The sequence below is a fragment of the Streptosporangium sp. NPDC049078 genome, from assembly GCF_040648855.1.
GTDB lineage: Bacteria > Actinomycetota > Actinomycetes > Streptosporangiales > Streptosporangiaceae > Streptosporangium.
In genome coordinates, this window is sequence record NZ_JBEZEL010000010.1 from 1 (window position 1) to 23638 (window position 23638).

The 23638-nt window shown below is 71.9% G+C and carries 23 protein-coding genes and 1 pseudogene; 12 read left to right on the plus strand and 12 right to left on the minus strand.

Annotated elements, in window-relative coordinates; genetic code table 11:
* Positions 1–92: 92 nt before the first annotated feature.
* Positions 93–608 (minus strand): annotated as a pseudogene (locus AB0B90_RS17985) (transposase); the annotation flags it as partial.
* 324 nt (positions 609–932) lie between these two features.
* Here AB0B90_RS17985 and AB0B90_RS17990 point away from each other — a divergent pair.
* The 4 genes from AB0B90_RS17990 to crcB all read left to right on the plus strand — a co-directional run bounded on the left by AB0B90_RS17990 (position 933) and on the right by crcB (position 4114).
* Entirely contained in the window at positions 933–2567 is a 1635-nt protein-coding gene (locus AB0B90_RS17990) for an acetyl-CoA acetyltransferase (RefSeq protein WP_362923493.1), read from the plus strand.
* A 295-nt stretch (positions 2568–2862) separates the two neighbouring features.
* Positions 2863–3393, plus strand: coding sequence for a CrcB family protein (locus AB0B90_RS17995; RefSeq protein WP_362923495.1), 531 nt, complete (start codon positions 2863–2865; stop codon positions 3391–3393).
* Positions 3390–3731 carry a DUF190 domain-containing protein gene (locus AB0B90_RS18000; RefSeq protein WP_362923497.1) on the plus strand — a complete coding sequence of 114 codons (342 nt, stop codon included), beginning with the start codon at positions 3390–3392 and terminating at the stop codon, positions 3729–3731. The genes AB0B90_RS17995 and AB0B90_RS18000 overlap by 4 nt, the downstream gene beginning before the upstream one ends.
* Positions 3728–4114, plus strand: a complete 387-nt coding sequence (gene crcB, locus AB0B90_RS18005) for a fluoride efflux transporter CrcB (RefSeq protein ID WP_350949389.1) — start codon at positions 3728–3730, stop codon at positions 4112–4114. Before AB0B90_RS18000 ends, crcB begins: the two co-directional genes overlap by 4 nt.
* Before the next feature lie 66 nt (positions 4115–4180).
* Here crcB and AB0B90_RS18010 read toward each other — a convergent pair whose 3' ends face one another.
* Positions 4181–5830, minus strand: a complete 1650-nt coding sequence (locus AB0B90_RS18010) for a bifunctional NAD(P)/FAD-dependent oxidoreductase/class I SAM-dependent methyltransferase (RefSeq protein ID WP_362923499.1) — start codon at positions 5828–5830, stop codon at positions 4181–4183.
* Between the two features lie 189 nt (positions 5831–6019).
* A complete protein-coding gene (locus AB0B90_RS18015; RefSeq protein ID WP_362923501.1) occupies positions 6020–6847 on the minus strand; it encodes a nitroreductase/quinone reductase family protein in 828 nt (275 codons plus the stop codon).
* A 772-nt stretch (positions 6848–7619) separates the two neighbouring features.
* Between AB0B90_RS18015 and AB0B90_RS18020 the strand changes: the two genes are divergently transcribed.
* From AB0B90_RS18020 to AB0B90_RS18030, 3 genes are read left to right on the plus strand one after another with little or no spacing between them, the layout of a single operon-like run.
* Positions 7620–8144, plus strand: coding sequence for a PadR family transcriptional regulator (locus AB0B90_RS18020; protein ID WP_362923503.1), 525 nt, complete (start codon positions 7620–7622; stop codon positions 8142–8144).
* On the plus strand, positions 8137–8799 hold the full coding sequence (locus tag AB0B90_RS18025; RefSeq protein WP_362923505.1) for an ABC transporter ATP-binding protein: 663 nt from the start codon (positions 8137–8139) through the stop codon (positions 8797–8799). Before AB0B90_RS18020 ends, AB0B90_RS18025 begins: the two co-directional genes overlap by 8 nt.
* Positions 8796–10148, plus strand: coding sequence for an FtsX-like permease family protein (locus AB0B90_RS18030; RefSeq protein WP_362923507.1), 1353 nt, complete (start codon positions 8796–8798; stop codon positions 10146–10148). Before AB0B90_RS18025 ends, AB0B90_RS18030 begins: the two co-directional genes overlap by 4 nt.
* A 103-nt stretch (positions 10149–10251) precedes the next feature.
* Here the strand turns inward: AB0B90_RS18030 and AB0B90_RS18035 are convergent, their stop codons facing one another.
* Together AB0B90_RS18035 and AB0B90_RS18040 are read right to left on the minus strand one after the other, a co-directional pair.
* Complete coding sequence (locus AB0B90_RS18035) at positions 10252–10797, minus strand: hypothetical protein (RefSeq protein ID WP_362923509.1); 546 nt, start codon at positions 10795–10797, stop codon at positions 10252–10254.
* A gap of 205 nt (positions 10798–11002) precedes the next feature.
* Complete coding sequence (locus AB0B90_RS18040) at positions 11003–11287, minus strand: hypothetical protein (RefSeq protein ID WP_362923511.1); 285 nt, start codon at positions 11285–11287, stop codon at positions 11003–11005.
* Between the two features lie 274 nt (positions 11288–11561).
* On the opposite strand from AB0B90_RS18040, the gene AB0B90_RS18045 reads away from it, so the two are divergent.
* A complete protein-coding gene (locus AB0B90_RS18045; RefSeq protein ID WP_350949382.1) occupies positions 11562–12278 on the plus strand; it encodes a polyprenol monophosphomannose synthase in 717 nt (238 codons plus the stop codon).
* Between the two features lie 292 nt (positions 12279–12570).
* On the opposite strand, the gene AB0B90_RS18050 is transcribed toward AB0B90_RS18045, so the two are convergent.
* From AB0B90_RS18050 to AB0B90_RS18060, 3 genes are read right to left on the minus strand one after another with little or no spacing between them, the layout of a single operon-like run.
* Positions 12571–13182 (minus strand): class I SAM-dependent methyltransferase, encoded by a 612-nt coding sequence (locus AB0B90_RS18050; RefSeq protein WP_350949381.1) that lies wholly within the window; start codon positions 13180–13182, stop codon positions 12571–12573.
* 52 nt (positions 13183–13234) lie between these two features.
* Complete coding sequence (locus AB0B90_RS18055; protein ID WP_362923513.1) at positions 13235–14074, minus strand: TIGR04282 family arsenosugar biosynthesis glycosyltransferase; 840 nt, start codon at positions 14072–14074, stop codon at positions 13235–13237.
* Positions 14071–14736: a glycosyltransferase family 2 protein gene (locus AB0B90_RS18060; protein WP_362923515.1), complete on the minus strand. Its 666-nt coding sequence runs from the start codon at positions 14734–14736 to the stop codon at positions 14071–14073. The genes AB0B90_RS18055 and AB0B90_RS18060 overlap by 4 nt, the downstream gene beginning before the upstream one ends.
* Before the next feature lie 92 nt (positions 14737–14828).
* Here AB0B90_RS18060 and AB0B90_RS18065 point away from each other — a divergent pair, with 92 nt between their 5' ends.
* Positions 14829–16217 carry a hypothetical protein gene (locus AB0B90_RS18065; protein WP_362923517.1) on the plus strand — a complete coding sequence of 463 codons (1389 nt, stop codon included), beginning with the start codon at positions 14829–14831 and terminating at the stop codon, positions 16215–16217.
* Between the two features lie 106 nt (positions 16218–16323).
* Here AB0B90_RS18065 and AB0B90_RS18070 read toward each other — a convergent pair whose 3' ends face one another.
* The 4 genes from AB0B90_RS18070 to AB0B90_RS18085 all read right to left on the minus strand — a co-directional run bounded on the left by AB0B90_RS18070 (position 16324) and on the right by AB0B90_RS18085 (position 20715).
* Positions 16324–17322: an NAD-dependent epimerase/dehydratase family protein gene (locus AB0B90_RS18070; RefSeq protein WP_350949377.1), complete on the minus strand. Its 999-nt coding sequence runs from the start codon at positions 17320–17322 to the stop codon at positions 16324–16326.
* 9 nt (positions 17323–17331) lie between these two features.
* Positions 17332–17919 (minus strand): DinB family protein, encoded by a 588-nt coding sequence (locus AB0B90_RS18075; protein WP_362923519.1) that lies wholly within the window; start codon positions 17917–17919, stop codon positions 17332–17334.
* A gap of 159 nt (positions 17920–18078) precedes the next feature.
* Entirely contained in the window at positions 18079–18954 is an 876-nt protein-coding gene (locus tag AB0B90_RS18080; RefSeq protein ID WP_362923521.1) for a hypothetical protein, read from the minus strand.
* Positions 18955–19068: 114 nt separating this feature from the next.
* Positions 19069–20715 carry an ATP-binding cassette domain-containing protein gene (locus tag AB0B90_RS18085; protein ID WP_362923523.1) on the minus strand — a complete coding sequence of 549 codons (1647 nt, stop codon included), beginning with the start codon at positions 20713–20715 and terminating at the stop codon, positions 19069–19071.
* A 148-nt stretch (positions 20716–20863) separates the two neighbouring features.
* Between AB0B90_RS18085 and AB0B90_RS18090 the strand changes: the two genes are divergently transcribed.
* The 3 genes from AB0B90_RS18090 (at position 20864) to AB0B90_RS18100 (ending at position 23594) form a co-directional block, all read left to right on the plus strand.
* Positions 20864–21574, plus strand: a complete 711-nt coding sequence (locus tag AB0B90_RS18090; RefSeq protein WP_362923525.1) for a TetR/AcrR family transcriptional regulator — start codon at positions 20864–20866, stop codon at positions 21572–21574.
* A 211-nt stretch (positions 21575–21785) separates the two neighbouring features.
* Positions 21786–23108 carry a hypothetical protein gene (locus AB0B90_RS18095; protein ID WP_350949872.1) on the plus strand — a complete coding sequence of 441 codons (1323 nt, stop codon included), beginning with the start codon at positions 21786–21788 and terminating at the stop codon, positions 23106–23108.
* An 87-nt stretch (positions 23109–23195) separates the two neighbouring features.
* Entirely contained in the window at positions 23196–23594 is a 399-nt protein-coding gene (locus tag AB0B90_RS18100) for a hypothetical protein (protein WP_350949873.1), read from the plus strand.
* Positions 23595–23638: the final 44 nt, after the last annotated feature.

The window sequence follows — 23638 nt, forward strand, 5'->3', positions numbered from 1 at the left end:
GGACTGATCTTGGACACTGATCAGAGGAGTCTCCCTACTTCCCCCTCTCCGGGGGAGACCCCCACTTGCGCAGAGCGACTTCGTGTCGCACCGAAGGAGGCGAAGTACCGGCCCGCCGCATCCTTGATCACCGTCACCGATGATGGTTCCGATGGCAAAGAACGCGACCAGGTAACCGGCACATCGCCGATCTTCGGCAGTCGTAGCTTCCCGCCCGCCGTGATGGCGAATCGGGCGTTCTTGGTGAAGCGGATCGCCTGGCGGTTGTCCTTGCGGGACCGGTACCGGGGCGGGCCGATCCTCGGCCCTTGGCGCCGACCAGACAGGGAGGCGAAGAAGTTGCGGTAGGCGGTGTTCAGATCGGTCAGCGCCTGCTGAAGAACCACGCTGGACACCTCGCCCAACCACGCCCGCTGCGGTGTCGCTTTTGCTGCGGTCAGACGCTTGGACAGCTCCGTATCGGAGACGTAGGCCAGACCCGCCTCACGGGCATCCTGGCGTGCGCGCAGCCCGTCGTTGAACACCACGCGGGCGCATCCAAACGCTCGAGCCAGCGTGATCTGCTGGTCCGGTGTCGGGGAGAGGCGGAAGTTGTAACGAAGCTGCACGGCACCAAAGGTGCCACAGGTTCATGGCAGAGCGTATGAGTGTTCGACAACTCCGAGGCAACCTGTGCCGCCGGATCGACACTGCGCACTTCACCGGCGAACCCACGATCGTGGAGCGGCCCGGGCAACCCCGCCCCGTCTGGTGTCCTGCGCCTTTGGTCACGTGATCACGACTCCAGTGGAGGGAGGAGATACGCTCCATCGTTTAAGGACGATATTTATCTATAAATCATGCCTGTTCGCATCGTCTTTCACAGGTGACCAAGGTGACCATCACTTCGGGGCGGTGACGGACCCTGTCGCCGAACCCGCTGGAGTGTGAAGATGACCTTCGAGGACCTCGACCCCCGCACGCCGGTGCTCGTGGGCGTCGGGCAGTCGTCGGAGCGGATCGGCGAGCGCGACTACCGGCGCCTGTCACCCGTCGAGCTCGCGGCGGCCGCCGTCCGCGAGGCCCTCGCCGACACCCGCGCGAACCCCGCGGACGTCGCCGCCGCCGTCGACACCGTGGCGGGGGTGCGCCAGTTCGAGATCTCCGCGCCCGGCGCCCTCGCACCGCTGGGCAGATCCACCAACTACCCTCGCTCCGTCGCGAACCGGGTGGGTGCGAACCCCGGCCGGGCGATCCTGGAGGTGGCCGGCGGGCAGGCGCCCCAGCGCCTGGTCAACGAGCTCGCCGCGACGATCGCGGCCGGTTCCTCGCGGGTGGCCCTCATCGTCGGATCCGAGGCGATCTCGACGGTCCTGCACCTGGCGGGGGCCGAGGACAGGCCCGATTTCGGCGAGACCGTCGAAGGTGATCTGGAGGACCGCGGCTACGGGCTCAAGGGACTCGTCTCCCGGTTCCTGGCCGCGCACGGGCTGGCGGGCGCGCCGAGTCAGTACGCGCTGTTCGACAACGCGCGCCGGGCCCGCCTCGGGCAGACGAGGCGGGAGTACGCGGCCGGGATGGGGGCGCTGTTCGCCCCGTTCACCAGGGTCGCCGCCGCCAACCCGCACGCCGCCGCGCCCGTCGAACGCGACGCCGGGGAACTGGTCACCCCGACCGAGGACAACCGGCTCATCGCCGAGCCCTACACCCGCTACCTCGTCGCGCGCGAGAAGGTCAACCAGGGGGCGGCCGTCCTGCTGATGTCCGTGGCCGACGCGAGACGTCTCGGCGTCCCCGCGCAGAGGTGGGTCTTCCTGCACGGCCACGCCGATCTGCGCGAGCGCGACCTGCTGGACCGGGCCGACCTCGGTGCGGGACCGGCCTCCGTGACGGCCGCCCGGCACGCCCTGGACCTGGCGGGCATCGGGGTGGACGACCTGCACGCCATCGACCTGTACAGCTGCTTTCCCATCGCCGTCTCCAACATCTGCGACGGCCTCGGCCTGGCCGCCGACGACCCGCGCGGGCTGACGGTCACCGGAGGACTCCCCTTCTTCGGCGGGGCGGGCAACAACTACTCGACGCACGCGATAGCCGAGATCGTCCAGAGGCTCCGCGCCAGGCCCGGCTCGTACGGCATGGTGGGGGCGAACGGCGGGATGCTGAGCAAGTACTCGGTCGGCGTCTACTCGACCGCTCCCACCGGGTGGCGCCAGGATCGCAGCGCCGAGCTTCAGGCCGAGATCGACGCCTGGCCCGCCGTCCCGCAGGCCGTCCGGGCCGACGGGCGGGGCACGATCGAGACCTACACCGTGAGGCACCGGCGTGACGGCACCCGCGTCGGCATCGTGATCGGGAGACTCGAGGCCGACGGCCGCCGCTTCCTGGCGAAGACCGCCGACGGTGACGAGAAGACGCTCGCCCTGCTCGGCGACGGCGAGCCCGTCGGGAGGCGTGTCCACGTCCGCTCCTTCGACGCGGGCAACCGGGTGAGCACGGATGCCGCCGTACTGGACCGGCTCATGACCGGTGGTGACGTCACGGCTCCGCGCGCCGGTCTTGGTGGCGCGACCGCGGAACGGGCGTGAGAAGCGCGATACCGCAGGGCAGCGGGCTCCGCACGCCACGAGATCCCGCCTCGCCCGCCCGGCGGTGTCGCGGCTCCCTCTCCGTGATTTTCCGCGACACAGGCCTCGGGGAGCGGCCGTACGGATGATCGCGGGGCGGCCGCGCTAGGCTGGGCACGAGGAGCCCGCCGATATCCGGCGGGCCTCGCGGCGGTGGGGCCCGCCGCTCCCAACCGCGGCACCCGCCGCCAACGGTCCCTACCCGTGACAGGCGGTGCCCGCGATGCCGGGCATCCCCCCGCGTGTAGGGAGAGGCATGCGTCCGGACCAGGTGAAATTCACGGTGGCGACCGAGCCCGTCGACCCCGGCATCGATCCCGACCTCGATCCACCCGGTGCGCGCGGGGGCGGCGAGTCGCGTCGCTCCCATCACGCCGTCCTGGCGGTGATCGCCGCCGGTGGCGCGATCGGCGCGGGTGCCCGCTACGGAGCCGCCCTGCTGTGGCCGGCCGCGGCCGGTTCCTTCCCCTGGACGACGCTCGGGGTCAACGCCGCCGGTTGCCTGCTGATCGGTGTTCTCATGGTCGTGCTCACCGAGGCGTGGACGGCGCCCACCTGGGCGCGGCCGTTCCTGGCCACCGGGGTGCTGGGCGGCTTCACCACCTTCTCCACCTACTGCCTGGACATCGAGCGCCTGGTCTCCGCCGGCCGGGTCGGCCCGGCGCTCGGCTACCTGGCGGCGACGGTCATCGCGGCCCTGGTCGCGGTGACGGCCGGCGCGTGGACCACCCGCGGGCTCCTGGCGAGGACGGCGAGAGCGACGAGGGCGAGGAGGGGAACGCGATGATTCCAGCCGGCCGGGCACTGAGGTTGACGATCTTCGTCGACGACACGGACACCTGGCGCCACCGACCCCTGTACACCGAGATCGTGCACCGGGCCCACGCCGCCGGGCTGGCGGGGGCGTCCGTCTTCCGCGGCATCGAGGGCTTCGGCGCCACCTCGATGGTGCACACCACCCGGCTGCTGTCGATGGCAGACCACCTGCCGGTGATCGTCACGATCGTCGACACCGAGGAACGGATCCGGGCCTTCCTGCCGAGGCTGGACGACCTCCTCACCGAAGGGCTGGCCACCCTGGACGAGGTCGAGGTCGTCCGCCCCGGGACCGGGGCGACGACGTGAGCGGGCCGCAGAACTGGCTCGCGGTGCTGCTCGGCGGTGCCGTCGGGGCGCCGCTGCGCTACCTGACGGACCGGGCCGTGCAGGCCCGCCACGACACGCTCTTCCCCTGGGGCACCTTCACCGTCAACGTGGTCGGCTCGCTGATCCTGGGAGCCCTGACCGGGGCCGCGCTGTCCGGCGCGGTGGGCCCCGGCGTGCAACTGCTGCTCGGCACCGGTTTCTGCGGGGCGCTGACCACGTACTCGACGTTCTCCTACGAGACGCTGCGGCTCGCCGAGACCGGCGCGGTCCTCTTCGCCGTGGTCAACGTCGTCGCCTCGGTCGCCGCCGGTCTCGGCGCGGTGTTCCTCGGTCTCACCCTCGCCCAGGCGATCGTCGCGTGACCCCGTTCCACGAGACACGGGAGACGCCCGGCCCTGGAATTCACCGTAAGGGGCAGGGGCCGCCGTTCAGCCTTTCAGGCGCCGGACCTTGAGGACGTTGTCCGTGCGGGTGGTGGGCTGTCCTTCGGGGTCGTTCTGGATCCGCTCGTGTTCCTCGCAGAGCAGCACCTCCCACTCTCCTTCCGGGAGCTCCAGGCTTTCCAGTACCTCCTGCGGGGTGGGGAGGTGCACGTCGGGATGGGGGTTGTGCTCCCAGGCGGGGAATCCCGCGTGCCCGACGATGAGGAGCGTCCCGCCGGGCGCGACCGCCGAGGCGGCGGTCCGCAGGATCCTTTCTCGCGGCATGTCGCCGGGGGAGTGCAGGAAGTGGGCGGAGACGAGATCGAAGACGCCCTGCGGGAAGGAGACCCCCAGGTCGTGCCGCTGCCAGTCGACAAGGCCGGTGACGTCCGCCGACGCGGCGTGCCGGGCGGCGCGCTCCAGTGCGACACCGGAGATGTCGGTGGCGGTGACGCGCCATCCTCGCCGCGCGAGCCAGATCGCGTCGGCGCCCTCGCCGCATCCCAGGTCCAGGGCACTGCCCGGCTCCACACCGGTGATCTCGCGGACCAGGACGACGTTGGGGTTCCCGCTCCAGATCCGGTCGCTCTCGCGGTAGCGGAGGTCCCAGAACTCCTCCTCGGGGACGGCACCCTCCCGCGTGTGCTCGTGCCGGCCGGAGTCGCGGCGGGCGGCGACGGCCCGGCGGGTCTCCTCGGCGATCAGGTCGGCGTTGATCGCGGCGGCGGCACGCCCGCCCGCCGCGGCGGCGCCGATCACCTGCTCGGTGAGCGCGGTGACGTTTCCCGCCACCCACACCCCGGGCAGTGCCGTCGCCCCGGACGGGTCGGCGGCGACGTAGCTGCCGAACACGTGCCCGCCCATCTCCTGGTCGGTCGTCTCCAGGCCCAGGCCGGTGAGAAGACCGGAGCGGGCGGTGAAGCGCGGGGTCACCACGAGAGCTTGAACGGGGACCACCCGGCCGTCGGCCAGGCGTACGCCGCTGAGCCGGTCGTCCGCCACCTCCAGCGCCGTCACCGGCCCGTCGACCACGGCGATGTCGCGGGCGGCGAGCTGCTCGTACTCCTCGGCGCCGAACTCGGGCGCGGTGTGCGAGAAGAAGGTCACGTCCCTGCTCCACTGCCGCCACAGCAGGGCCTGGTGAACCGCGAACGGCCCGGTGGCGAGGACGCCGATCGCCTGGTCGCGCACCTCCCAGCCGTGGCAGTACGGGCAGTGCAGGACCTCGCGCCCCCAGCGTTCCCGCAGGCCCGGCACCTCGGGCAGTTCGTCGACGAGGCCGGTGGTCACGAGCAGCCGGTCCGCCGCGACCGAGATCCCGCCGTCGACGGCGACGCGGAAACCTCCGGTGTCCAGGCGCTCGGCTGCCACGACGTCACCTTGCATGATCTCGCCGCCGTAGCGGGTCACCTCCGCGCGTCCCGCGGCCACCAGCTCCGAGGGGGGCATGCCGTCGCGCGTCAGGTAGGAGTGGACGTGGGAGGCCGGAGCGTTGCGCGGCCGGCCCGCGTCGATCACCAGCACCGAGCGCCGCGCACGGGCCAGGGTCAGCGCCCCGCTCAGCCCGGCGGCGCCACCGCCGACGACCACGACGTCGTAGCGCCGCTCCTCACCCGCGGGGGTGGACGTCACGGCCTGTTCCGCTTGTACGGTCATGTGTGTAGTACCTCCGTTCGCCGTGAATACTCCGCCTCCACCCCCGAATCCGGCAAACTTAGTTGCCGAACCGGCAAACAGAGGGGGCGGGCCCGAGGACGGCCGGACACGGGCGCACGACGCGTCCTCAGGCGCGTGACCCGCGCACCGGCCGACGGCGAACGTCACCGGTACGCGGGCGGCGGGGTGCTACGCGCCGAGGATCGGGAGCAGCTGCTCCTCCTCGTAGGCCAGGTGCCTTTCCAGCTCGTCCGTGAGCCGCTCGACCTCGGGGAGCACCGGCAGCGGATCCGCGCCCTCGGCGGAGATGACGTCCCGCAACTCCTCCACGAGAGCCGCGATCTTCTCGTGTTCCCGGCTCAGCCGCTCCAGGGTCGGGGCGAGCTCGGGGTGGCTCCCGGCGAGGAAGGGGAACAGTGCGATGTCCTCACCGGTGTGGTGGTTGTGCAGCCCCTGGCAGAGGGTGAGGCAGTTCACCCGCAGCTGGGCGCCGAGTCCGGGACCCGACTCGGTGACCTCCTTGCGGATCAGGGCGAGCTCTCGCCGGAACGCTTCGTGGACCATTCTGAGGGTCGCGCCCGCCGACGCCCCCTTCGGCGGCCCGCCGCCGACCTGCTGGAGGGCGACCACCGGGATGACACGCGTCGTCTTGGCCTGGTAGTCGGCCCATCCGGGATCGGCCTCGGCCGCGCGGGCGAAGACGCGGTCGCGTTCGGCGCCCTCCAGGACGACGGCCCGCGCCTGGTAGGTGAAGATGCCGTCCTCGACCGTGACGAGAGGGTCGGCCACCAGGTTGTGGAACCAGGCGGGGTGGTTCGGCGCGCCCCCGGCCGAGGCGATGACCAGGACCCGGGCGCCACCGTCGGGAAGGTAGCCGAGCGGGGTCGTGTGCCGGGCGCCGGACCGCGCCCCGACGGTGGTGAGCAGGAGCAGCCGGGCCCCCTCGAAGGGGCCGCCGACCCGCCCGCCGTTGGCGCGGAACTCCTCGATGATCTGCTGGTTGAATTCGTTGGGCATTCTTTGTTTTCTTCTCCGGAATCGATGGTCCCGCGACTGTTCGCGGGCATGACGAAGGACCGTCCGATGGGCAGGACGAAATCACCACGGGGCGACCGCGACCGTGGTGCGGGAAATCAGGAAGGCGCGCCGTGTGCCCGGCCCGGTCGGCGATTCATCGCCGGGGCCGGTTCACGAACGGCGCGAAACCCGCGGTGACCGGTGCCGCGAGAGCAGGTGGGCGTCACGCGGGACGTGGAAGCCACCGGACCATGGAAAACCGGTGGGAATCACACGCGCGGGCTACATGAGACGTGGAGACCGCGAAGGAGGGATCCAGGTCGCGTCCACGGAGAAACGTCGCGCTGAGAGCGCGGGAGGAAAAGGGGAGGGCCTCTGGCCCGCCCGGGGCTCACGCCTCGGCCGGGTGCCCTACTCGCTGTTGGCCCAAGGCCGACCCGGCAGTCACAAGGTCAACCGTAATGCCACAAACGCATCGGAGCAACGCCGCGTTTCCCGGTCACCGCGAGCGAGAACTCCCCGCGGGTACGGGAGGCCACCGGGAAACGCGGCGTGTACCTTCCGTGACCGGGTGCGCCTTCCGCGACCGGGGGCCGAGCACGCGCACGCCTTCCGCGTGACGCCGCAGGACCCGCCGACATGACGACCGGCGTCGCGGATTCACCTGTTACCGAGGTCTGTTCCAACGACGCCGGCGCTCGTCTTCCCCGGCGCAAGACGATCGGCCTTTGTCTATTCGCTCAGTGTATGTATTGAATGTATAGTCCCGATCATGTCTACAGGACACGTGATGCTCGGGCTGCTCGCGGAGCGGCCCAAGCACGGGTACGAACTCAAACGCGAGCACGACCAGCGCCTGCCGGGCGCCAGGCCGCTCGCGTACGGGCAGGTCTACGCGACATTGCAGCGCCTGCAGAGGGACGGCTTCGCCGAGGTGGCGGAGACCGTGCGGGAGAGCGGTCCCGAGCGCACGGTGTACGCGCTCACCGAGGAGGGGCTGGCAGAGCTGACCCGGTGGCTGGAGCAGGTGGAGACACCCGCGCCGCACGTTTCCAGCACGCTCGTCTCGCGCGTGGTGGTGGCGATCGTGGCCGGAGGCGCCGCCGACGGCTACCTGGTCAGGCAGCGCGCGGCCCACCTGGCGCGGATGCGCGAACTCACCGCGGAGCGGACCTCTGGGTCCCCCGCGCAGGCGCTCGCCGCCGACTACGCCCTTCAGCACCTCGACGCCGACCTGCGCTGGATCGAGACGGCCATGGAACGACTCGCGGATCTCAAGGAGGAGATCGATGCTTGAGGCACGTGCGTTACGCAAGACCTTCGGCAGGACCGTCGCACTGGACGGCGTGTCCCTGGAGATCGGCGACGGGGAGATCGTCGCGATCACCGGCCCGAGTGGCTCCGGCAAGTCGACCCTGCTGCACTGCCTGGCCGGGATCATCCGTCCCGAGTCGGGGGAGGTCCATTTCGACGGGCGGCGCGTCGACACCCTCGACGACGCCGACCGGACGACGCTGCGCAGGCAGAGCTTCGGTGTCGTCTTCCAGTCAGGCGGGCTCGTCCCCGAGCTGACCGCCGAGGAGAACGTGGCGCTGCCGCTGCTGTTCAACCGGCACGGACGCCAGGAGTCGCTGCTGGCCGCCCGGTCGCGGCTGGAGCGGCTGGAGGTGGCCGACTGCGCGGCTCGGCGCCCCGGCGAGCTGTCCGGCGGACAGCTGCAGCGGGTCGCCGTGGCCCGCGCCCTGGTCACCGGTCCACGGGTGGTCTTCGCCGACGAGCCGACCGGCGCGCTCGACTCGCTGGCCGGTGAACGGGTGATGGACGAGCTCGTCGGCACGGCACGCGCGGACGGCACCACCCTGGTGATCGTCACCCACGACAACCGGGTGGCCGCCTACGCCGACCGGGAGATCGTGCTGCGCGACGGCAGGACGGCCGGGGTGACCGTGTGATCACCGTGATGCGGATGCTCGCCAGGGGCGGGTCGCGGCGCGAGCGGGTGCGGGGGCGTCTCATGGTCGCGGGGGCGGCGCTCGCGACCTTCCTGCTGTGCGTGGCGGCGAACCTGCTGGCGTTCGGACTCGGCTTCTCGCGCCACCCCGAGGGGTTTCTCGTCGAGAGGCGGATCGAGTATCTCGGCTTCTTCTCCGGCAGGGAGGCGCGGCTCGTCACCGCGCTGACGCTGGCCCTGCTGGTCGTGCCCACCATGGCCTTCGTCCATCAGGTGAGCCGGCTGGCCACCGCGACGAGGGAGCGCAGGCTCGCCGCGCTCCGGCTGGCCGGGGCCACGCCGCGCGAGGTGCGCCTGCTCGGGGCGTACGAGAGCGGGTGGCGGACCCTGCTGGGCGGGGTGTCCGGCGTCGCGCTGTACCTGGTGGCGCACCTGGTGTCGGCGTGGTCACTGGAGGGTGCGGTGCCCCGTGTCCCACCGGCGCAGATCCTGGCGATCCTCGCGGTGGTGCTGCTCGCCGGGACGCTGTCCGGGCTGAGGGCGGGACGGCACGTGGTGACCTCCCCGCTGGGCGTGGTCCGGCGGACGCCCCCGGCCGGTCCCAGGGCGTCCGACCTGGCGCTGGCCGCGGCGGGTGCCGCGATGTTCGTCGCCGGACTCAAGAACAAGATCCCCTTCGTGCCGTACGGGGCGGCGCTGTCCATGGCCGCCGGCATGGTGCTCCTGCTGTTCGGCCTGGTCCTCGCCGCCTCGTGGTTGATCAGGGCCGCCGCCCGGCGGATCGGCGACCGCACCGGGTCGGCCGAGACCCTGCTGGCCGCCCGGATTGTCGGGGCCGACCCCCGGGGGTGGGCCCGCGCGCTGGCGGTGGTGGGGCTGACCGTGTTCTTCGGTTCCGCGGTCGGTGCCCAGCAGGGGCAGATCCTTCTCCGGGGCGGCATCAATCACTCCTGGGGTGTGGCCTATCTGCTCGTCGACCTCGCCCTGCTGATCGCGCTGGTCACCTCGGCCGCCGCCCTCGTGGTGCACCAGGCGGAGGACCTGCTGGATCACCGGCGCTCGTTCGCCGCCCTGGCCGCCTCGGGCGCGCCCGGCTTCGCGCTGGGCCGGGTCCTCACCCGGCAGGCGCTCATCGCGGCGCTGCCGGTGTGCGTCGTGGCCGCCGTCGCGGGGGTGGCAGTGGTCGTCCTGCCGCTGGCGGACATCTACCTGCCGGCGGCGCTCTCCGTCGCCGCCGCCCGGGCGATGCTCATGGTGGGGATCGGCGTGCTGGCCGCGGTGCTGGTGGCGCGGGCCGCCCGGCCGATCCTGCGCCGGACGCTGCGGCCGGAGGGGCTGCGGGAGGAATGAGAAGGGCCGCCGTCCCGGACTCGTCGCCAAGGCCGGTCAGTTCTTTTTCTCGCGGCCTGGCCTTGGCGCCGGACGGCGGCCTGTTCCGCGAGACGTCCGCTGCTCAGCGGGTCGCGGACTCCGAGCTCTCGGCGCGGAGAGATCGCGCGGTCCGGGTGGGGCGGGTCAGGGTGGTGTCGGCCGACCTGGCCGCCCAGAGCGCGATGGCGATGTACACGACCTGTTGCGGGACCCTGAGCCACAGGGGCGTCGCCTCGTCGCCGTTGAAGGGGACGTCGGCGACGGCCGCGTAGACGTTGGCGGGAAGCAGCAGCACGTAGAGAGCGGCCAGGCCGATCCCGGCGGCCCGGCGTGTCGCGGCGACCACGAGTCCTGCGGCGCCGAGGAGTTCCAGTACGCCGGTCGCGTAGACCACGGCGCCGGGGAACGGCACGACGGGCGGCACCATGCGCACCAGGTCGGCGTGGTTGGGCATGAAGGTCACCTCGGCCGGGACGAAGTGCGCGGTGGCGGTGACGACGAGCATGGCGGCCATCCCGTGTGCCGCGCTCACCGGCCAGGTGGCGAAGCGGCGGGCGCCGAGCGCGCCCAGCGCTCGGAAGCCGAGGGTGGCGGCCACGAGAACGATTTCAACCACGAATGCGGACATCGACGCACCTCTTACTCGGATAGTTGAACTATCCAATAGTAGATACTATCGCTATCCAGTAATGCAACCTGGTCGCACGCCGGGGGAGCCACCCGGGCCTTGCGGACGGGTCCCGGGGGCGGGCTCCAGCAGGGACCGGCTCCGCTCGTCTCCCCAGACCGAGAACGAATCCACGTGCGGCCGCAGCAGAGCGGTGAGCTCCGCGTCACCCCGGCCGTTGAGCTCGCCCGACGCTGTCTTCCGCGCCGTTCCGGTACCTCGCCGGCCTGTTCTTCTCGCGGAGCAGAAGATCGGCCTTGTATTCCACCGCTGGAGAGGGCGCCATTTTTTGTATCTCCCGAATGCGGCCGGCCGCCGACTCGACGTCCAGGCACAGGCCGGCGTGCGTGAAAACATCGGTGTTCTCCCCGATGAGATTCTCACCCTCCGGACCGGACTCGTCACAGGCGATTTCCGGGGGTTGGCCGGCCGACATGGATTCGGCCCGCATAATGTCCCCGCGATAATCGGTCGCCGCCCGGTTCCATTATGAATGGATGATCCTTTAGAATACGTCGACCTGATGTGAGCGCAATGGGTTTTTCCTGCTCGTACTCATGGCGACACGACGTGCGGTGACCTTCGGTCGGGAGGGGAACGGCGCGGCCGCTAGCATTGGGTTGATCTTCGTCCCTTCCGGTGTCGGACATCACCGGAAGGCGGCGCCACGTCGTTCGCGGCGAAGAACATCCGACCATCGATCCCGGAAGGCCCTGACCCCGACCATGGCCACCGTCACCGTCGTGATCCCGACGTTCAACGAGGCGGACAACCTTCCGTCGATCGCGGAGGCCCTGCTCGCGTTGCCGCTCGACGGCCTGCGAATCCTGGTGGTCGACGACGACTCCCCGGACGGTACGGGCCAGGTGGCCGACCGACTGGCCGCCGCGCACCCCGGCCGGGTCGACGTGGTGCACCGGCAGGTCAGGGAAGGGCTCGGGCGCGCCTACGTCGACGGCATGGAGACCGCGCTCTCTGCGGGGGCGGAGTTCGTGGTGCAGATGGACGCCGACTTCTCGCACCCCGTCGACGCCGTTCCGCGTCTGCTGGAGACCGCGCGGGCGACGGGGGCGGCGTGCGTGATCGGCAGCCGGTACGTGCCGGGCGGGACGCTGGCCGCCGAGTGGAGCCTGTGGCGGCGGGCCCTGTCGAGGTGGGCGAACTTCTACGTCCGCACCATCCTGCGCCTCGGGCTGCGGGACGTGACCGCCGGGTTCAAGATCTGGCGGGCGGAAAGCCTCACCGCCCTGGACCTCGGCACGATCTCCTCGGGGGGTTACAGCTTCCAGGTGGAGATGCACTATCGGGCGATCAGGGCCGGAATGACGATCGTCGAGATCCCCATCCATTTCTCCGACCGCCGGGCGGGTGACTCGAAGATGAGCCTCCGGGTGCAGTGGGAATCGGCCCTGATGCCGTGGCGGCTTGTCTTCAGGCGCTAAGGGATCCGCACGACACGAGAGTTCCCCGGACATGGGGATCGATTCTCCTCCGCAGGGCAGCGCTCCGGGAGACGGGATGCCCCGTTCGCCGTCGGCTCACCCCCGGTGAGCCTTTGTCGATAATCGACGAATTCGATCCGCCGCTGTCCATCGGCATGTCATATGGCGAGCGTCGTCGCCGACCTGTGATGCCGGAAGGCGCGGTGCGTCACCTCCCGACGCGTTCGAACGGCACAACGCCGAGGAAAAGAACGACGCCCTCCGAGCGTGGCGTTCCGGTGGACCTTCCCCGTCAGCGCAGGCTCGCGAACCACCTTCCGGCCTCCTTCCACGAGTCCACCCGGGAGAAACCGTTACGCCCGGCGAGGGTTCCCAGGTCGGAGACGGACACGGTGGCCCAGCCGAACCACGGGCCGGCGAGCTCGCGGCCGCGCAGCCGCAGATGCTCGACGCGGCCCGATGCGCTCGGTGGCTGCACCTCGGCGATGACCTCGCCCCCGGGCCGTACCAGCTCGCGGACCCTGCGCAGCAGGGCGTCCGGGGCGCCGCCGATCCCGATGTTGCCGTCGGCGAGCAGCACGGTGGCCCAGCGGCCGTGGCCGGGCAGGTGGTCGAAGACGTCGCGGCAGATCGCCCGGCCTCCCGCGCGCCGGGTGAGCCGGACGGCGTAGGGGGCGATGTCGACGCCCAGGGCGGGAACGCCTCGCCGCGCGAGTGCGACGGTGAGGCGGCCGGGACCGGACCCGACGTCCAGGGTGGGGGCCGCGCACCGCGACAGCATGGCCTCGTCCCCGTCGATCGGGGCGAGCCAGCGGGCCGCGTCGAGGGGCGCGGTCCTGCCGTCGGCGTACTCCATCTCGACGGTGGCGCCCGCCAGGGACTTCTCGTAGAGCTGCCCGATCACCGGATCACCCGTGCCCTCCGGGCGGCGGGCGGCGCGTCGTACGGTCGCCCGGTCACCGGATCGCCCTCGTCCCGAGCGCGGCGAGGACGGTCGCGAAGCAGGACGCGGGCGCCTGGGCCGCGACCGCCGCGGCGTCGTCGGCGGTGTCCACGTCCCGCAGGAGGGGCAGCATGCCCACCGACAGGCCCGCCGCACGCAGCCGCAGCAGCTGGGCGGCGCCGGTCGTGGGCCGCGACATCGGCACCCCGAGCAGGAGCGCGGGGTCGGGCCGGCGCAGGCCGAGCAGCCAGAAGCCGCCGTCGGCGGCGGGGCCGAACACCGCGTCGCGGGTGGCGAGCCCGGCCATCGCGTCGGTCAGGAGCGCCGGGGTGACCTGCGGGGTGTCCATGCCGATCAGAACCATGGGCAGGGGGCGGGAGTGGTACGCGTCCTCGAAGGCGGCGGCGAGCCGCTCGTCCAGCCCGGCACCCCGCTGCGGCAGGACGGTGAAACCCGGCGGCAGCCAGGGGCCGATGTCGCCGCGCAGCGCCAGCACCCGGTGGCGTGCCGGAGCGTCGGCCACCGCGCTCAGGGTGTCGGCCAGTGCGGCGGTGGCCAGGGTCGCGGCCTCCTCGGGGCTGAACGGCGGGGTGAGCCTGGTCTTGACCTCGCCCGCCACCGGCTCCTTGGCGATGACGACGATCTGGCCGTCGCCCGCCTGGACGGCCTGACCTCCGCCTGCTCGGCCGCCCTGCCCGGCGCCGACCACGTCACGCCGCTCGCCGTCCCGGGGGCTGGCGGTTCGCCGTGTCGTGTTCGGGACGCCGTCCTTGAAGGGCGCGCTCTGTCGCGTCGTGTTCCGGGCGTCGCGGGTGTGCGGGTCCCGCCGCGGCGCGTTCCGGTCGCCGGTCATCGCGCGCCGCCCGGTTCGCTCATGACCTTGCGCATGTCACCGATCGCGCGCAGCGTGCCGCGTACGGTGCCGGTGACCTTGGACCGCCCGGCGCGAGGCAGGTAGTCCACCCCGGTCTCGGCGATCCGCCAGCCCTGGTCGGCCGCGCGCAGCACCATCTCCAACGGGTAGCCGAAACGCCGGTCGGTCAGGTTCAGGGCGAGGAGGTCCGCGCGGCGGCAGGCGCGCATCGGGCCGATGTCGCGGAGCCTGGTGCCGGTACGCCCGGCCAGCCGCCGGCCGAGAAAGGCGTTGCCCAGCCGCGCGTGCAGCGGCCAGGCCGCTCCCGGCACGGGAACCCGCCTGCCGAGCATCAGGTCGGCGCGACCTGAGACGACCGGCTCGGTCACCCGAGGGAGCTGGCCCGGGTCCAGGGACGCGTCGGCGTCCATGAAGCACACCACCTCGCCGGTCGAGGCGAGCAGTCCCGCGTGACAGGCGGCACCGAACCCGCGTCTGGGCTCACTCACCACCAGCGCTCCCAGCTCGGCCGCGATCCGCGCCGATCCGTCCGTGGAACCGTTGTCCACCACGATCGGCCGGTAACCGTCGGGCATGCGCTCCAGCACCCACGGCAGAGCCGTCTCCTCGTCCAGGCACGGGAGCACAACATCGATCTTCATGTTTGAGAACGCTAAGGTCGACAAGGCCCGTCAACTCTTACGGAGTAGTGACGTGTCAGGGAAAGAAAGCGGCCCGTACCTAGTGTGGGAGGGTGATCAAACTCTCCCGCAGGCAGGTCGAGGGTCCGCGTGCGGCCGTTGCTCCCTCCGCTCCCGATGACCCCGGCGGCCGCCGGAGCGGGCGGGCGCTCGCCGTCTGGGTCTCGCTCGTCGTCGCGGCGTTCGCCGCCGGGGCCGTCCTGCACGCGCTGGGCATGCTGCCCATCGATCACCTGCCACCCTTGCACGGACACTTCCGCACGCCGTCGGTCTCGCTTCTGCCGCCTCTGCTCCTCGGCGCCCTCGCGGTCGCCGTACTGCCCGTCCTGACCGCGCGGTCGCGCTTCGGCGCCGCCCTGCTCCTCGCCTACGGCACGGCCCTGGCCTGGACGGTGCTGCTCGCCGTCTCCGGCGAGGGACTGGCCAGGCCGTTCACCGGCCCTCACGAGTATCCGGCCGTGCTGCCCGCGGTGGGAGACGACCCGCTGGGCTGGCTGGGCTCCTTCACCGAGCGGCTTCCCGGCTATCCCACCCATGTGCGAGGACATCCGCCGTTGCCCGTGCTGGTGCTCTGGGCCCTGGCGAGGGTGGGACTGCCCGGTCCGTTCTGGGCGGCGGTACTGGTCGTGCTGGTCGGCTGCTCGACGGTCGTGGCGGTCGCGGTCGCCGTCCGGAGCGTCGCGGGGGAGGAGGCGGCCAGGCGCGCGCTGCCGTACCTCGCGCTGAGCCCCGCCGCGGTCTGGATCGCCACGAGCATGGACGCCTTCTTCGCGGGGGTGGGCGCCTGGGGGGTGGCACTGCTGGTGTCCGGGGGCGCGGGCAGGACGCGCCTCCTTTCCGGGGTGGCGGCCGGAGTACTGCTGGGGGCGTTGCCGTACCTCAGCTACGGTCTCGTGCCCTACCTGCTGATCCCGGTGGTCGCCGCCGTCGTCGCCCGGATCTCCCGCGCGAGCGCGGTCGCCTGCCTGGCGGGGGTGGCGGCGGTTACGGCCGCCTTCGCCGCGGGAGGCTTCCTCTGGCCGGCCGGAGTGCTCGCCACCCACGCGGAGTGGACCGCCGACCCCGGCGCGGCGCGGCCCTACCTCTACTTCCTCGTCGCCAACCTGGCCGTGCTCGCCCTGCTGACCGGCCCGGCGACCGCCGCGGGCCTGGCGCGGATGGCGCCAGGCGGCGCGCGTGCCCCGCTGGGGACGGTGCCCCGCGGCGTGCCCGCTCTGCTGCGGGCGGTGTCCGGTGACGCGCGTGCCCTGGTCGCGGCGGCGATCGTGGCCGTGCTCGCCCTCGACGTCAGCGGGGTGACCAGGGGAGAGGTCGAGCGCATCTGGGTGCCCTACGCCACCTGGATCGTCCTGGCGGCGGCCTGGTCCCCGAGCCGCCGCTGGCTCGCCGCCCAGGCCCTGACGGGGCTCCTGCTGCAGGGACTCGTCATCTCCCCCTGGTGACCGGTCCGCCTTCGGGGCTCGACATCGGTCCAGCCGCAGAAAGCGCTCACTCACCGGCGGCTGTCAGGCGTCGAGTCCGCCCGATCAGCCGACCCGGTGACTCCCGTCAGCCGAGCGGGGCGCCGGCGAACTCCTTCATCCCGTCCGCGAACGGGATGGTGGCGCGAAAGCCCAGCTCGGCCCGCGCGCGTTCCGGGCTGGCGACGATGTGCCGTACGTCGCCCAGCCGGTACTCGCCGGTGGTCACGGGCACCGGGCCGCCGCGCTCGTCCGCGAGCGCCGCGGCCATCTCCCCGACCGTGTGCGGCTCCCCGCTCGCGATGTTGTAGGCGGTGAGCGTTCCCCCGGCCGACGAGCCGAGCGCGCAGAGCGCCGCGAGGTTGGCCGCCGCCACATCGCGCACATGCACGAAGTCCCGGAGCTGGCGGCCGTCCTCGAACACGCGAGGGGCCCGGCCCGCCTCCAGCGCCGACCGGAAGATCGCCGCCACCCCCGCGTACGGGGTGTCGCGCGGCATCCGGGGCCCGTACACGTTGTGGTAGCGCAACGCGACGGCGGCGCCGCGCGTCTCGCGCGCCCAGTTCGCCGCCAGATGCTCCTGGGCGAGCTTGGTCGTGGCGTAGGCGTTGCGCGGGTCGGCCGGGGCGTCCTCACCGATGACGGCGCACGTCACGGAGAGTCCGCAGCTCGGGCACCGGGGTTCGAACTCCCCCCGGACGAGGTCGTCGCGGGTCCTGGGGCCGGGCCGTACCCTGCCGTGGGTCGCGCAGTCGTAGGCGCCCTCGCCGTACACCACCATCGACGAGGCCAGCACCAGCCGCTCGACGCCGTGCCGCGCCATCGCGGCCAGCAGCGTGGCGGTGCCCAGCACGTTCACCGAGGCGTAGTCCGGCAGGTCGGACACATCCACTCCGAGCCCCACCTTCGCCGCCTGGTGCACCACGGCGTCGACACCGCCCAGCACGCGGTCCAGCGCCGCGTCGTCGCGCACATCCCCGCCACCGGCCCGTATGTCGAGACCGACGACCTCGTGCCCGGCCTCCTCAAGGGCCTCGATCACATGACTTCCGATGAACCCGGCGGAACCGGTGACAAGTGTCCTCATGCGGCGACGCTATCCCCGCCCCGGCTCGTGGGAGGGGGACACCGCGACGACGTTCGCATCTCGTAAGGACGGGCCCAGTGCTTGGTGAAGGTGGCGGACGAGGCCGATCTCGGAGACGTTCTTGGTCAGCTCGACGGTGACCCAGCCCGCTATGTCGACCAGCCGCTGATCCTGCCCCCACGGCAGTCCGGCGGTCCTGTCGGACGAGTCGAGGTCGGCGTCGGTGAGCGGCAGCAGCGCCGCCCGCCAGTCGTCCTTCAGAGCGCGCAGCCAGTCGGCCGCGGCCGTGGCGGTGCCCGGCCAGGTGATCTCCTCGCGCTCGGGCGCCCCGGATCCGAAACAGTGCCCGAGGGTGGTCGTCCACCAGAAACCGATGTGCCAGGTCAGCCACCCGATCGAGACGACCGGCGCTGGATCGGGCTCGGGCACCTCCCAGTCGGCCGTCCAGCGGGCCCGGTCGTCGGGCCGGACGGTCCAGCAGCCGGGCGCGGGTTCCCAGAGGCAGGCCGGGTCGTCGAGGTCCTTCAGGTGATACTCGAACAGCGCCCATGCGATGTCGAGTTGCCGGATGAGCAGATCAACGCGAGGTACGGTCATCCGGGAACCCTGGCACCGCTCCCCGCCGCCCCGCCACAGGTTTTCACCTACCTGGCCCACACCGGCGGCGACGCGGTCCTGCTCGCTCTGCCCTTACCACCGCGACCGCGGTGGTAAGGGTTCCACGCGCGCCGACGGCCGGGTTTCTGTGGCGGATTCTCAGCTCGACGGCACCCTCCCGTAGGCGCCGAGCACCTGGAGGGCACGCAGGGTCTCCACCCCCCGGTACTCCAGGGTGGCGGCCGCGCCGGGAGGCTCCCAGGTGATGGCCCACCCTCCGTCGGGCCGCTGGTCGGCGGCGAGCCGGTCGAGGTGGCCTTCGATCACGTCGTTGGAGAACAACCGGCGCCAGCGGCTGTCAGGGTGGGGAGCCAGATGCAGAGGGCTGACCCCGTACTCCGGGTCGGCGGGGTCGCTCCGATACCACTTCAGCTGCGGGAGCCACTCGCCCACCCGCTCGGCGAGGCGTTCGGCCCGGTCGCGGTCCGGAACGTGTTCGAGGAACACGAGCGTCTCGGACATGGCGTGCGCGTCGTCGGGAAATCCCTTCTCCAGCGCCGACCAGCACCAGTCGGTGGCCCGGGTGAGCCACGGGTGCTCCACGCCCATCCCGTGCAGCAGCCCGGCCAGCCCGGCGGTGGGGTTCAGCCCCGGCGCGTAGGTCCAGTCCGACCAGTGCGCGGCCCTGGGGTAGGCCTCCATGACCGGCAGGGAGAGGGGGACCGCTCCATCGGGTGCGGCGACCGTCGCGAGCCAGTCGCACGCGTGCGACACCATCGGGTCGGTCCCGGGCACACCGGCCGTCGACAACGTCTGGAACGCGACCTCCACGTCGATGGGCAGGCTCTCGGGGCAGCGCTTGTCGGGTTCGAGGCCGTGACCGAAGCCGCCGTCCTCGTTCCGGTAGCCGCGCAGGGCGTCCACCACTCCGGTGACGGGCGCCGCCTGGAAAAGTGTGGCGAACAGGCGGCGTTCGAGCAGGCGTCCCTCGCGGAGGATGAAGGCCGAAGCGGTGTCAAGGATGCTGTCACTCATGCCATCCGATGATGGCGGGTATTCGCCGGGGCTGTCTTGTACGAATCGGACGCGGCCCCGCCTGGGCGAGGCCGGTGGCATGTTCGCCGACGACTTCGACCGCTTCCCGGCCCGTCATCGTGCGCGGCGGCCGCGGTCCGGCTGCCAGAGGGGTTCGCCGGACTCCCGGACCTCCCCGTCGGCGCCGAAGATCAGAAAGCGGTCGAAGTCGTCGGCGAACCATCGGTCGTGGGTGACGGCGAGCACGGTGCCGGAGAAGGAGGCGAGGCCGTCCTGGAGTGCCTGCGCGCCGGCCAGGTCGAGGTTGTCGGTCGGCTCGTCGAGCAGCAGCAGGGTGGCTCCCGACAGTTCGAGCAGCAGGATCTGCAGGCGCGCCTGCTGCCCGCCGGAGAGGGTCTCGAAGAGCTGCCGACCGGCGGGGGCGAGCTCGTAGCGGGCGAGGGAGGCCATGGCGTCGTTGAGTGTGAGCGACCCGGCGGCCGTGACGATGTCGGCGGGAGTCCTTCCGGCCAGGTCGGGGCGGGCGTGCGTCTGGACGAAGTAGCCGGGTACGACCCTGGCCCCGAGTTCCACGACGCCCCGGTGGCGTACCGGGTCCGGCGGCGTGGACGCGGGGGAGAGCGCGCCACCTCCCGATTCGGCGAGCAGCCGCAGGAAGTGGGACTTGCCGGAGCCGTTCGGGCCGAGGATCGCGACCCGCTCTCCGTAGTGGATCTCGACGTCGAACGGCTCGGTCAGGCCGGTGAGCTCCAGGCGGGTGCAGGTGAGCGCGCGCTTGCCGGTACGGCCCCCGCTCAGGCGCATCCGGACGTTCTGCTCCTTGGGCGCGCTCTCGGGCGGGCCCGCCTCCTCGAACCTGCCCAGCCGGGTCTGGGCGGCCCGGTAGGCGGAGGCGACGGCGTCGTTGTTGGCCGCCTTCTGGCGCAGGGTGTGGACCAGTTTCCTGAGGCGGGCGTGCTCCTCGTCCCAGCGGCGGCGGCGTTCGTGCAGGCGCCCGTTGCGGTCGAGGCGGGCCTGGGCGTAGGTGGCGAAGCCGCCGCCGTGGGTCCACACCCCGCGTGACTCCACGGTGATGACGCGGGTCGCGGTGTTGGCGATCAGCCTGCGGTCGTGGGAGACGAGCAGGACGGTTTTCCTGGTGGCCCCCAGCTGCTCCTCCAGCCACTGCTTGCCGGAGACGTCCAGGTAGTTGTCCGGCTCGTCGAGCAGCAGGACCTGGTCGGGGCCGCGCAGGAGAGCCTCCAGCGCGAGCCTTTTCTGCTCCCCGCCCGACAGTGTGCCGACGTCGCGGTCCGCGACGTGCTCGTAGTCGGCACCCATCGCCGAGGTGGTGCAGGCGCTCCAGGTGACCTCGATGTCGTAGCCGCCGGCGTCGGCGTAGTCGCCGAGGGCGCGGGCGTAGGCGAGCTGGGTCTCCTCCAGGTCGCGCTCGCCCATCGCGCGCTCGGCCCGCTCCAACTCGGCGGTCGCGGCGCGCACGCGCTGCGGGGCCACCGACAGCAGCAGCTCGCGTACCGTCCGACCTCCGCGGATGCCCCCGATGAACTGGCGCATCACACCGAGCCCGCCGGAGGCGATGATCCGCCCGGAAGAGGGGTGGAGGTCGCCGGCGATCAGTCGTATCAGGGTGGTCTTTCCCGCTCCGTTGGGGCCGATCAGTGCCGCGGTGACGCCGTCGCCCACGCGAAAGGACACCTCGTTGAGCAGCAGCCGTCCGTCCGGCAGCACGTAGGTGAGCTCGTCGGCCTCGACATGTCCCACGGTGGCGTCTCCTCGAAGGTGGCGGTTCTCGGCGCGTTGTACGGGCGAAACCGCAGTTAGAACATTGGTCATACACTATGAACATTGATCGGGCCGCTTCTCAAGCCATTAAGATCCTCAGAGTGGGAGAGTCGGGGAGCGGAGGGTCGTGAGCGCTACGCCGGGCAGGAGAACGCGGCGCCGGAGCGGTGAGGCGGCGCCCGGGGTGTGGCTGCGCCCCCCGCGCGCGGGCAGGGCCGAGCCGGTCGTCACCCTCGGGCGGATCGTGGGGGCGGCAGTGGAGCTGCTGGACGAGGAGGGGGCCGATCGGCTGACCATGCGCCGCCTCGCCGAGCGGCTGGGGACCGCCGCCACCACGCTCTACCTTCATGTGGAGACCAAGGACGACGTGCTGGACCTCGCACTCGACGCCGTGTTCGGCGAGGTGCCCGTCCCGTCGGCGTCGCGGGGGGCGTGGCGCGACGACGTCACCGCTCTGATCACCGAGTGGCGCGCCACGATGCTGCGCCACCCGTGGTCGGTGGCGGTGCTCGACCGTCCTCTGCTGGGCCCCAATGTGCTGGCCCGCACCGAATACCTGCACGCCGCGCTCGCGGGGGCGGGTTTCACCGGTCCCGGCCTCACCGCCGCCGCCTACGCCCTGGCCAACTACGTCATCGGTTCCGCGACGATGCAGGTCGCCGGTGCCGCGTACGGCGAGGCCGGGTGGAGGCGGGCCGCCGAGCTGCGGGTGCGGGCCGGCGGGGAGCTGTATCCGACTCTCGCCGCGCACGGGGCCCCGATCGGCAATGACTGGGACCAGGTGTTCGGCACCGGGCTGGACTACCTGCTGGACGGCGTCGAGTCGCGGATCCGGTGAGTCGGCGGCCTCGACGCGAGAAACTCTCCGTCGCGAGGACCGACGGTTGTTGATCTACAATGTAAAGGCGCCCGTGCGGAGTCGTGAACAGACGAAAATCAAGATCACCTTCCTTCCCTGGCGATCTTGGTCCACCTGACGATCGACCCGCGGCGCGCGGCCGATACGCTCGCGCCCGGGAAGGGCCGTAAGGGAGCGGGAAGGGAGGCCGATGCTTTTCGCCGTCGCGACCGTGTTCGGGCTCACCTGGTGGCTCGGGTGTTACGTGATCGCCAGGGACCCCCGCGAGCGCGGACCGAGGCGGGCCGGCCTGGGACTGCTGGCCTACGCCGCCGCGCTGGCGATCGCCCAGGTGCTCACCGCCGTACCGGACAACGCGGTGAAGGTGCTGGGCGCGGTCGAGACCACGCTGGTCTGCCTGCCGGCGCTGCTCTGGACGGGCGCCGTGCTGACCCTCGTTCCCGGTGGTGAGCGGCTGGACCGGGTCTGGTCCAGAGGGCTCGTCCCGCTCACGCTCGTGGTGTTCGCGTGGCTGCTGGTGGCCGGCCTGGGGGAGGGGGTGAGCCTCGCGGCGCGGGTGGTGGCCGGGGTGCTGCTGCTGGGACCGCTGGCCGGGGTGCTGGTGCTGCTCGTGCGGGCCAGGCCGCCGCGGGCCGGGTGGCTGGTGGTGGTCGCCACGCTCTTCTTCTGGCTGGGGGCGGCGCTGCTCGTGTTCCCGCTGTTCGGCCCGCCCGGTCTGCTCTCCATCGTCGCCATCGACGTGGACATGGTCCTGCTGGGCGTGGCCATCGCGATGTCCAGCGCGTTCCAGGCGGGGGAGGCGCTCTGGCGCGACATGCTGCGGTCCCTGCTGGGGGCGACGGCCGTGGCCGTCGCCTCCGGCGGCCAGGTCGCCCTGGCCGTCGCGCTCGGTGAGTCCACGCCCGCCCTCTCGGCGCTGTTGTTCGGCGTGATCGCGGTGGCCGTCGCCGCACAGACGCTGGCCGTTCCTGTGCATCGGGCGCTGGACCGGATCGCCTTTCCCGGCGACCCGGAGATCCGCCGCGAGCGGGCCGAACTGCGCGAGACGTCCGAGGCGCTGCCGCGCCGCGAGCAGGGTCCGCCGCCGCCGGACGAGACCGAGTTCGTCCGGCTGACGCGGCGCGCCCTGGCCAACTACGGCGATCTGGGCAAACTCGCCAGCAGCCCGCTCGCGAACCTGCCGGTGATCGACGCGCGGATCACCGGTGACATTCCCCTGGAGCGGGCGGCCGAGTTGAAGCACCTGCTGCTGGAGAGCATTCAGCGGCTCAAGCCCCGCGACGGCGAGTTCGGCACCAGTGAGGAGTGGCGCTTCTACAACGTGCTGTACTTCCCGTACGTTCGAGGGTTGCGTCCCTACCGGCGCGGGGCCGATCGAGGTGGGCTCGCCGCCGCCGAGCGGCAGGCGTTCGACTGGTTCGTCCGCGAGGTTCCCGAACGTACGCTCTACAACTGGCAGAACGCGGCGGCCAAGCTCGTCGCTGATGATCTTCGTCGTGAGAATCGGCAGTGAATGGCAGTGCCGTGTCTGCAGATGGCAGCGGGTGGGGCGGTGTGCTGGGCGTGTCGAAACCCGACACCCTCAGCGAAGGAGACATCGATGACCACGACCGCCCCCACCGCTCGCCGCACCTCCCTGCTGACCCGCGTGCTGAGGACGGACGCCGTCCTCACCGGAGGGTTCGCGCTCCTGCTGGCCGTCGCGGCGACCCCGCTCGCCGGTCTGCTCGCCCTCCCCGAGCCGTTGATCCGCTGGGCCGGGATCGGGCTGCTGCCGTTCACGGCGTTCGTCGCTTATCTGGCCACCCGCCCGGTTCCGCCCAGGGCGGGCGTCTGGACGCTGATCGTCGTCAACGTGCTGTGGGCCGTGGACAGTGTCCTGTTGCTGTTCACGGGCTGGGTGGACCCGAACCCGCTGGGTGTCGCCTTCGTCGTCGCCCAGGCTCTGCTGGTCGGCGCCTTCGCCGAACTCCAGTACGTCGGGTTGCGCCGCGCCTGACCCCGGGCCGCCGAGAGGCCCCGTCGCGCCCGGCATGGGCGGCG

Coding starts and splice junctions, on each gene's coding strand:
- AB0B90_RS17990 (WP_362923493.1), top strand. CDS start 933: ATGACCTTCGAGGACCTCGACCCCCGCACGCCGGTGCTCGTGGGCGTC.
- AB0B90_RS17995 (WP_362923495.1), top strand. CDS start 2,863: ATGCGTCCGGACCAGGTGAAATTCACGGTGGCGACCGAGCCCGTCGAC.
- AB0B90_RS18000 (WP_362923497.1), top strand. CDS start 3,390: ATGATTCCAGCCGGCCGGGCACTGAGGTTGACGATCTTCGTCGACGAC.
- AB0B90_RS18010 (WP_362923499.1), bottom strand. CDS start 5,830: ATGACCGTACAAGCGGAACAGGCCGTGACGTCCACCCCCGCGGGTGAG.
- AB0B90_RS18015 (WP_362923501.1), bottom strand. CDS start 6,847: ATGCCCAACGAATTCAACCAGCAGATCATCGAGGAGTTCCGCGCCAAC.
- AB0B90_RS18020 (WP_362923503.1), top strand. CDS start 7,620: ATGTCTACAGGACACGTGATGCTCGGGCTGCTCGCGGAGCGGCCCAAG.
- AB0B90_RS18025 (WP_362923505.1), top strand. CDS start 8,137: ATGCTTGAGGCACGTGCGTTACGCAAGACCTTCGGCAGGACCGTCGCA.
- AB0B90_RS18035 (WP_362923509.1), bottom strand. CDS start 10,797: ATGTCCGCATTCGTGGTTGAAATCGTTCTCGTGGCCGCCACCCTCGGC.
- AB0B90_RS18040 (WP_362923511.1), bottom strand. CDS start 11,287: ATGCGGGCCGAATCCATGTCGGCCGGCCAACCCCCGGAAATCGCCTGT.
- AB0B90_RS18045 (WP_350949382.1), top strand. CDS start 11,562: ATGGCCACCGTCACCGTCGTGATCCCGACGTTCAACGAGGCGGACAAC.
- AB0B90_RS18055 (WP_362923513.1), bottom strand. CDS start 14,074: ATGACCGGCGACCGGAACGCGCCGCGGCGGGACCCGCACACCCGCGAC.
- AB0B90_RS18060 (WP_362923515.1), bottom strand. CDS start 14,736: ATGAAGATCGATGTTGTGCTCCCGTGCCTGGACGAGGAGACGGCTCTG.
- AB0B90_RS18070 (WP_350949377.1), bottom strand. CDS start 17,322: ATGAGGACACTTGTCACCGGTTCCGCCGGGTTCATCGGAAGTCATGTG.
- AB0B90_RS18075 (WP_362923519.1), bottom strand. CDS start 17,919: ATGACCGTACCTCGCGTTGATCTGCTCATCCGGCAACTCGACATCGCA.
- AB0B90_RS18080 (WP_362923521.1), bottom strand. CDS start 18,954: ATGAGTGACAGCATCCTTGACACCGCTTCGGCCTTCATCCTCCGCGAG.
- AB0B90_RS18095 (WP_350949872.1), top strand. CDS start 21,786: ATGCTTTTCGCCGTCGCGACCGTGTTCGGGCTCACCTGGTGGCTCGGG.
- AB0B90_RS18100 (WP_350949873.1), top strand. CDS start 23,196: ATGACCACGACCGCCCCCACCGCTCGCCGCACCTCCCTGCTGACCCGC.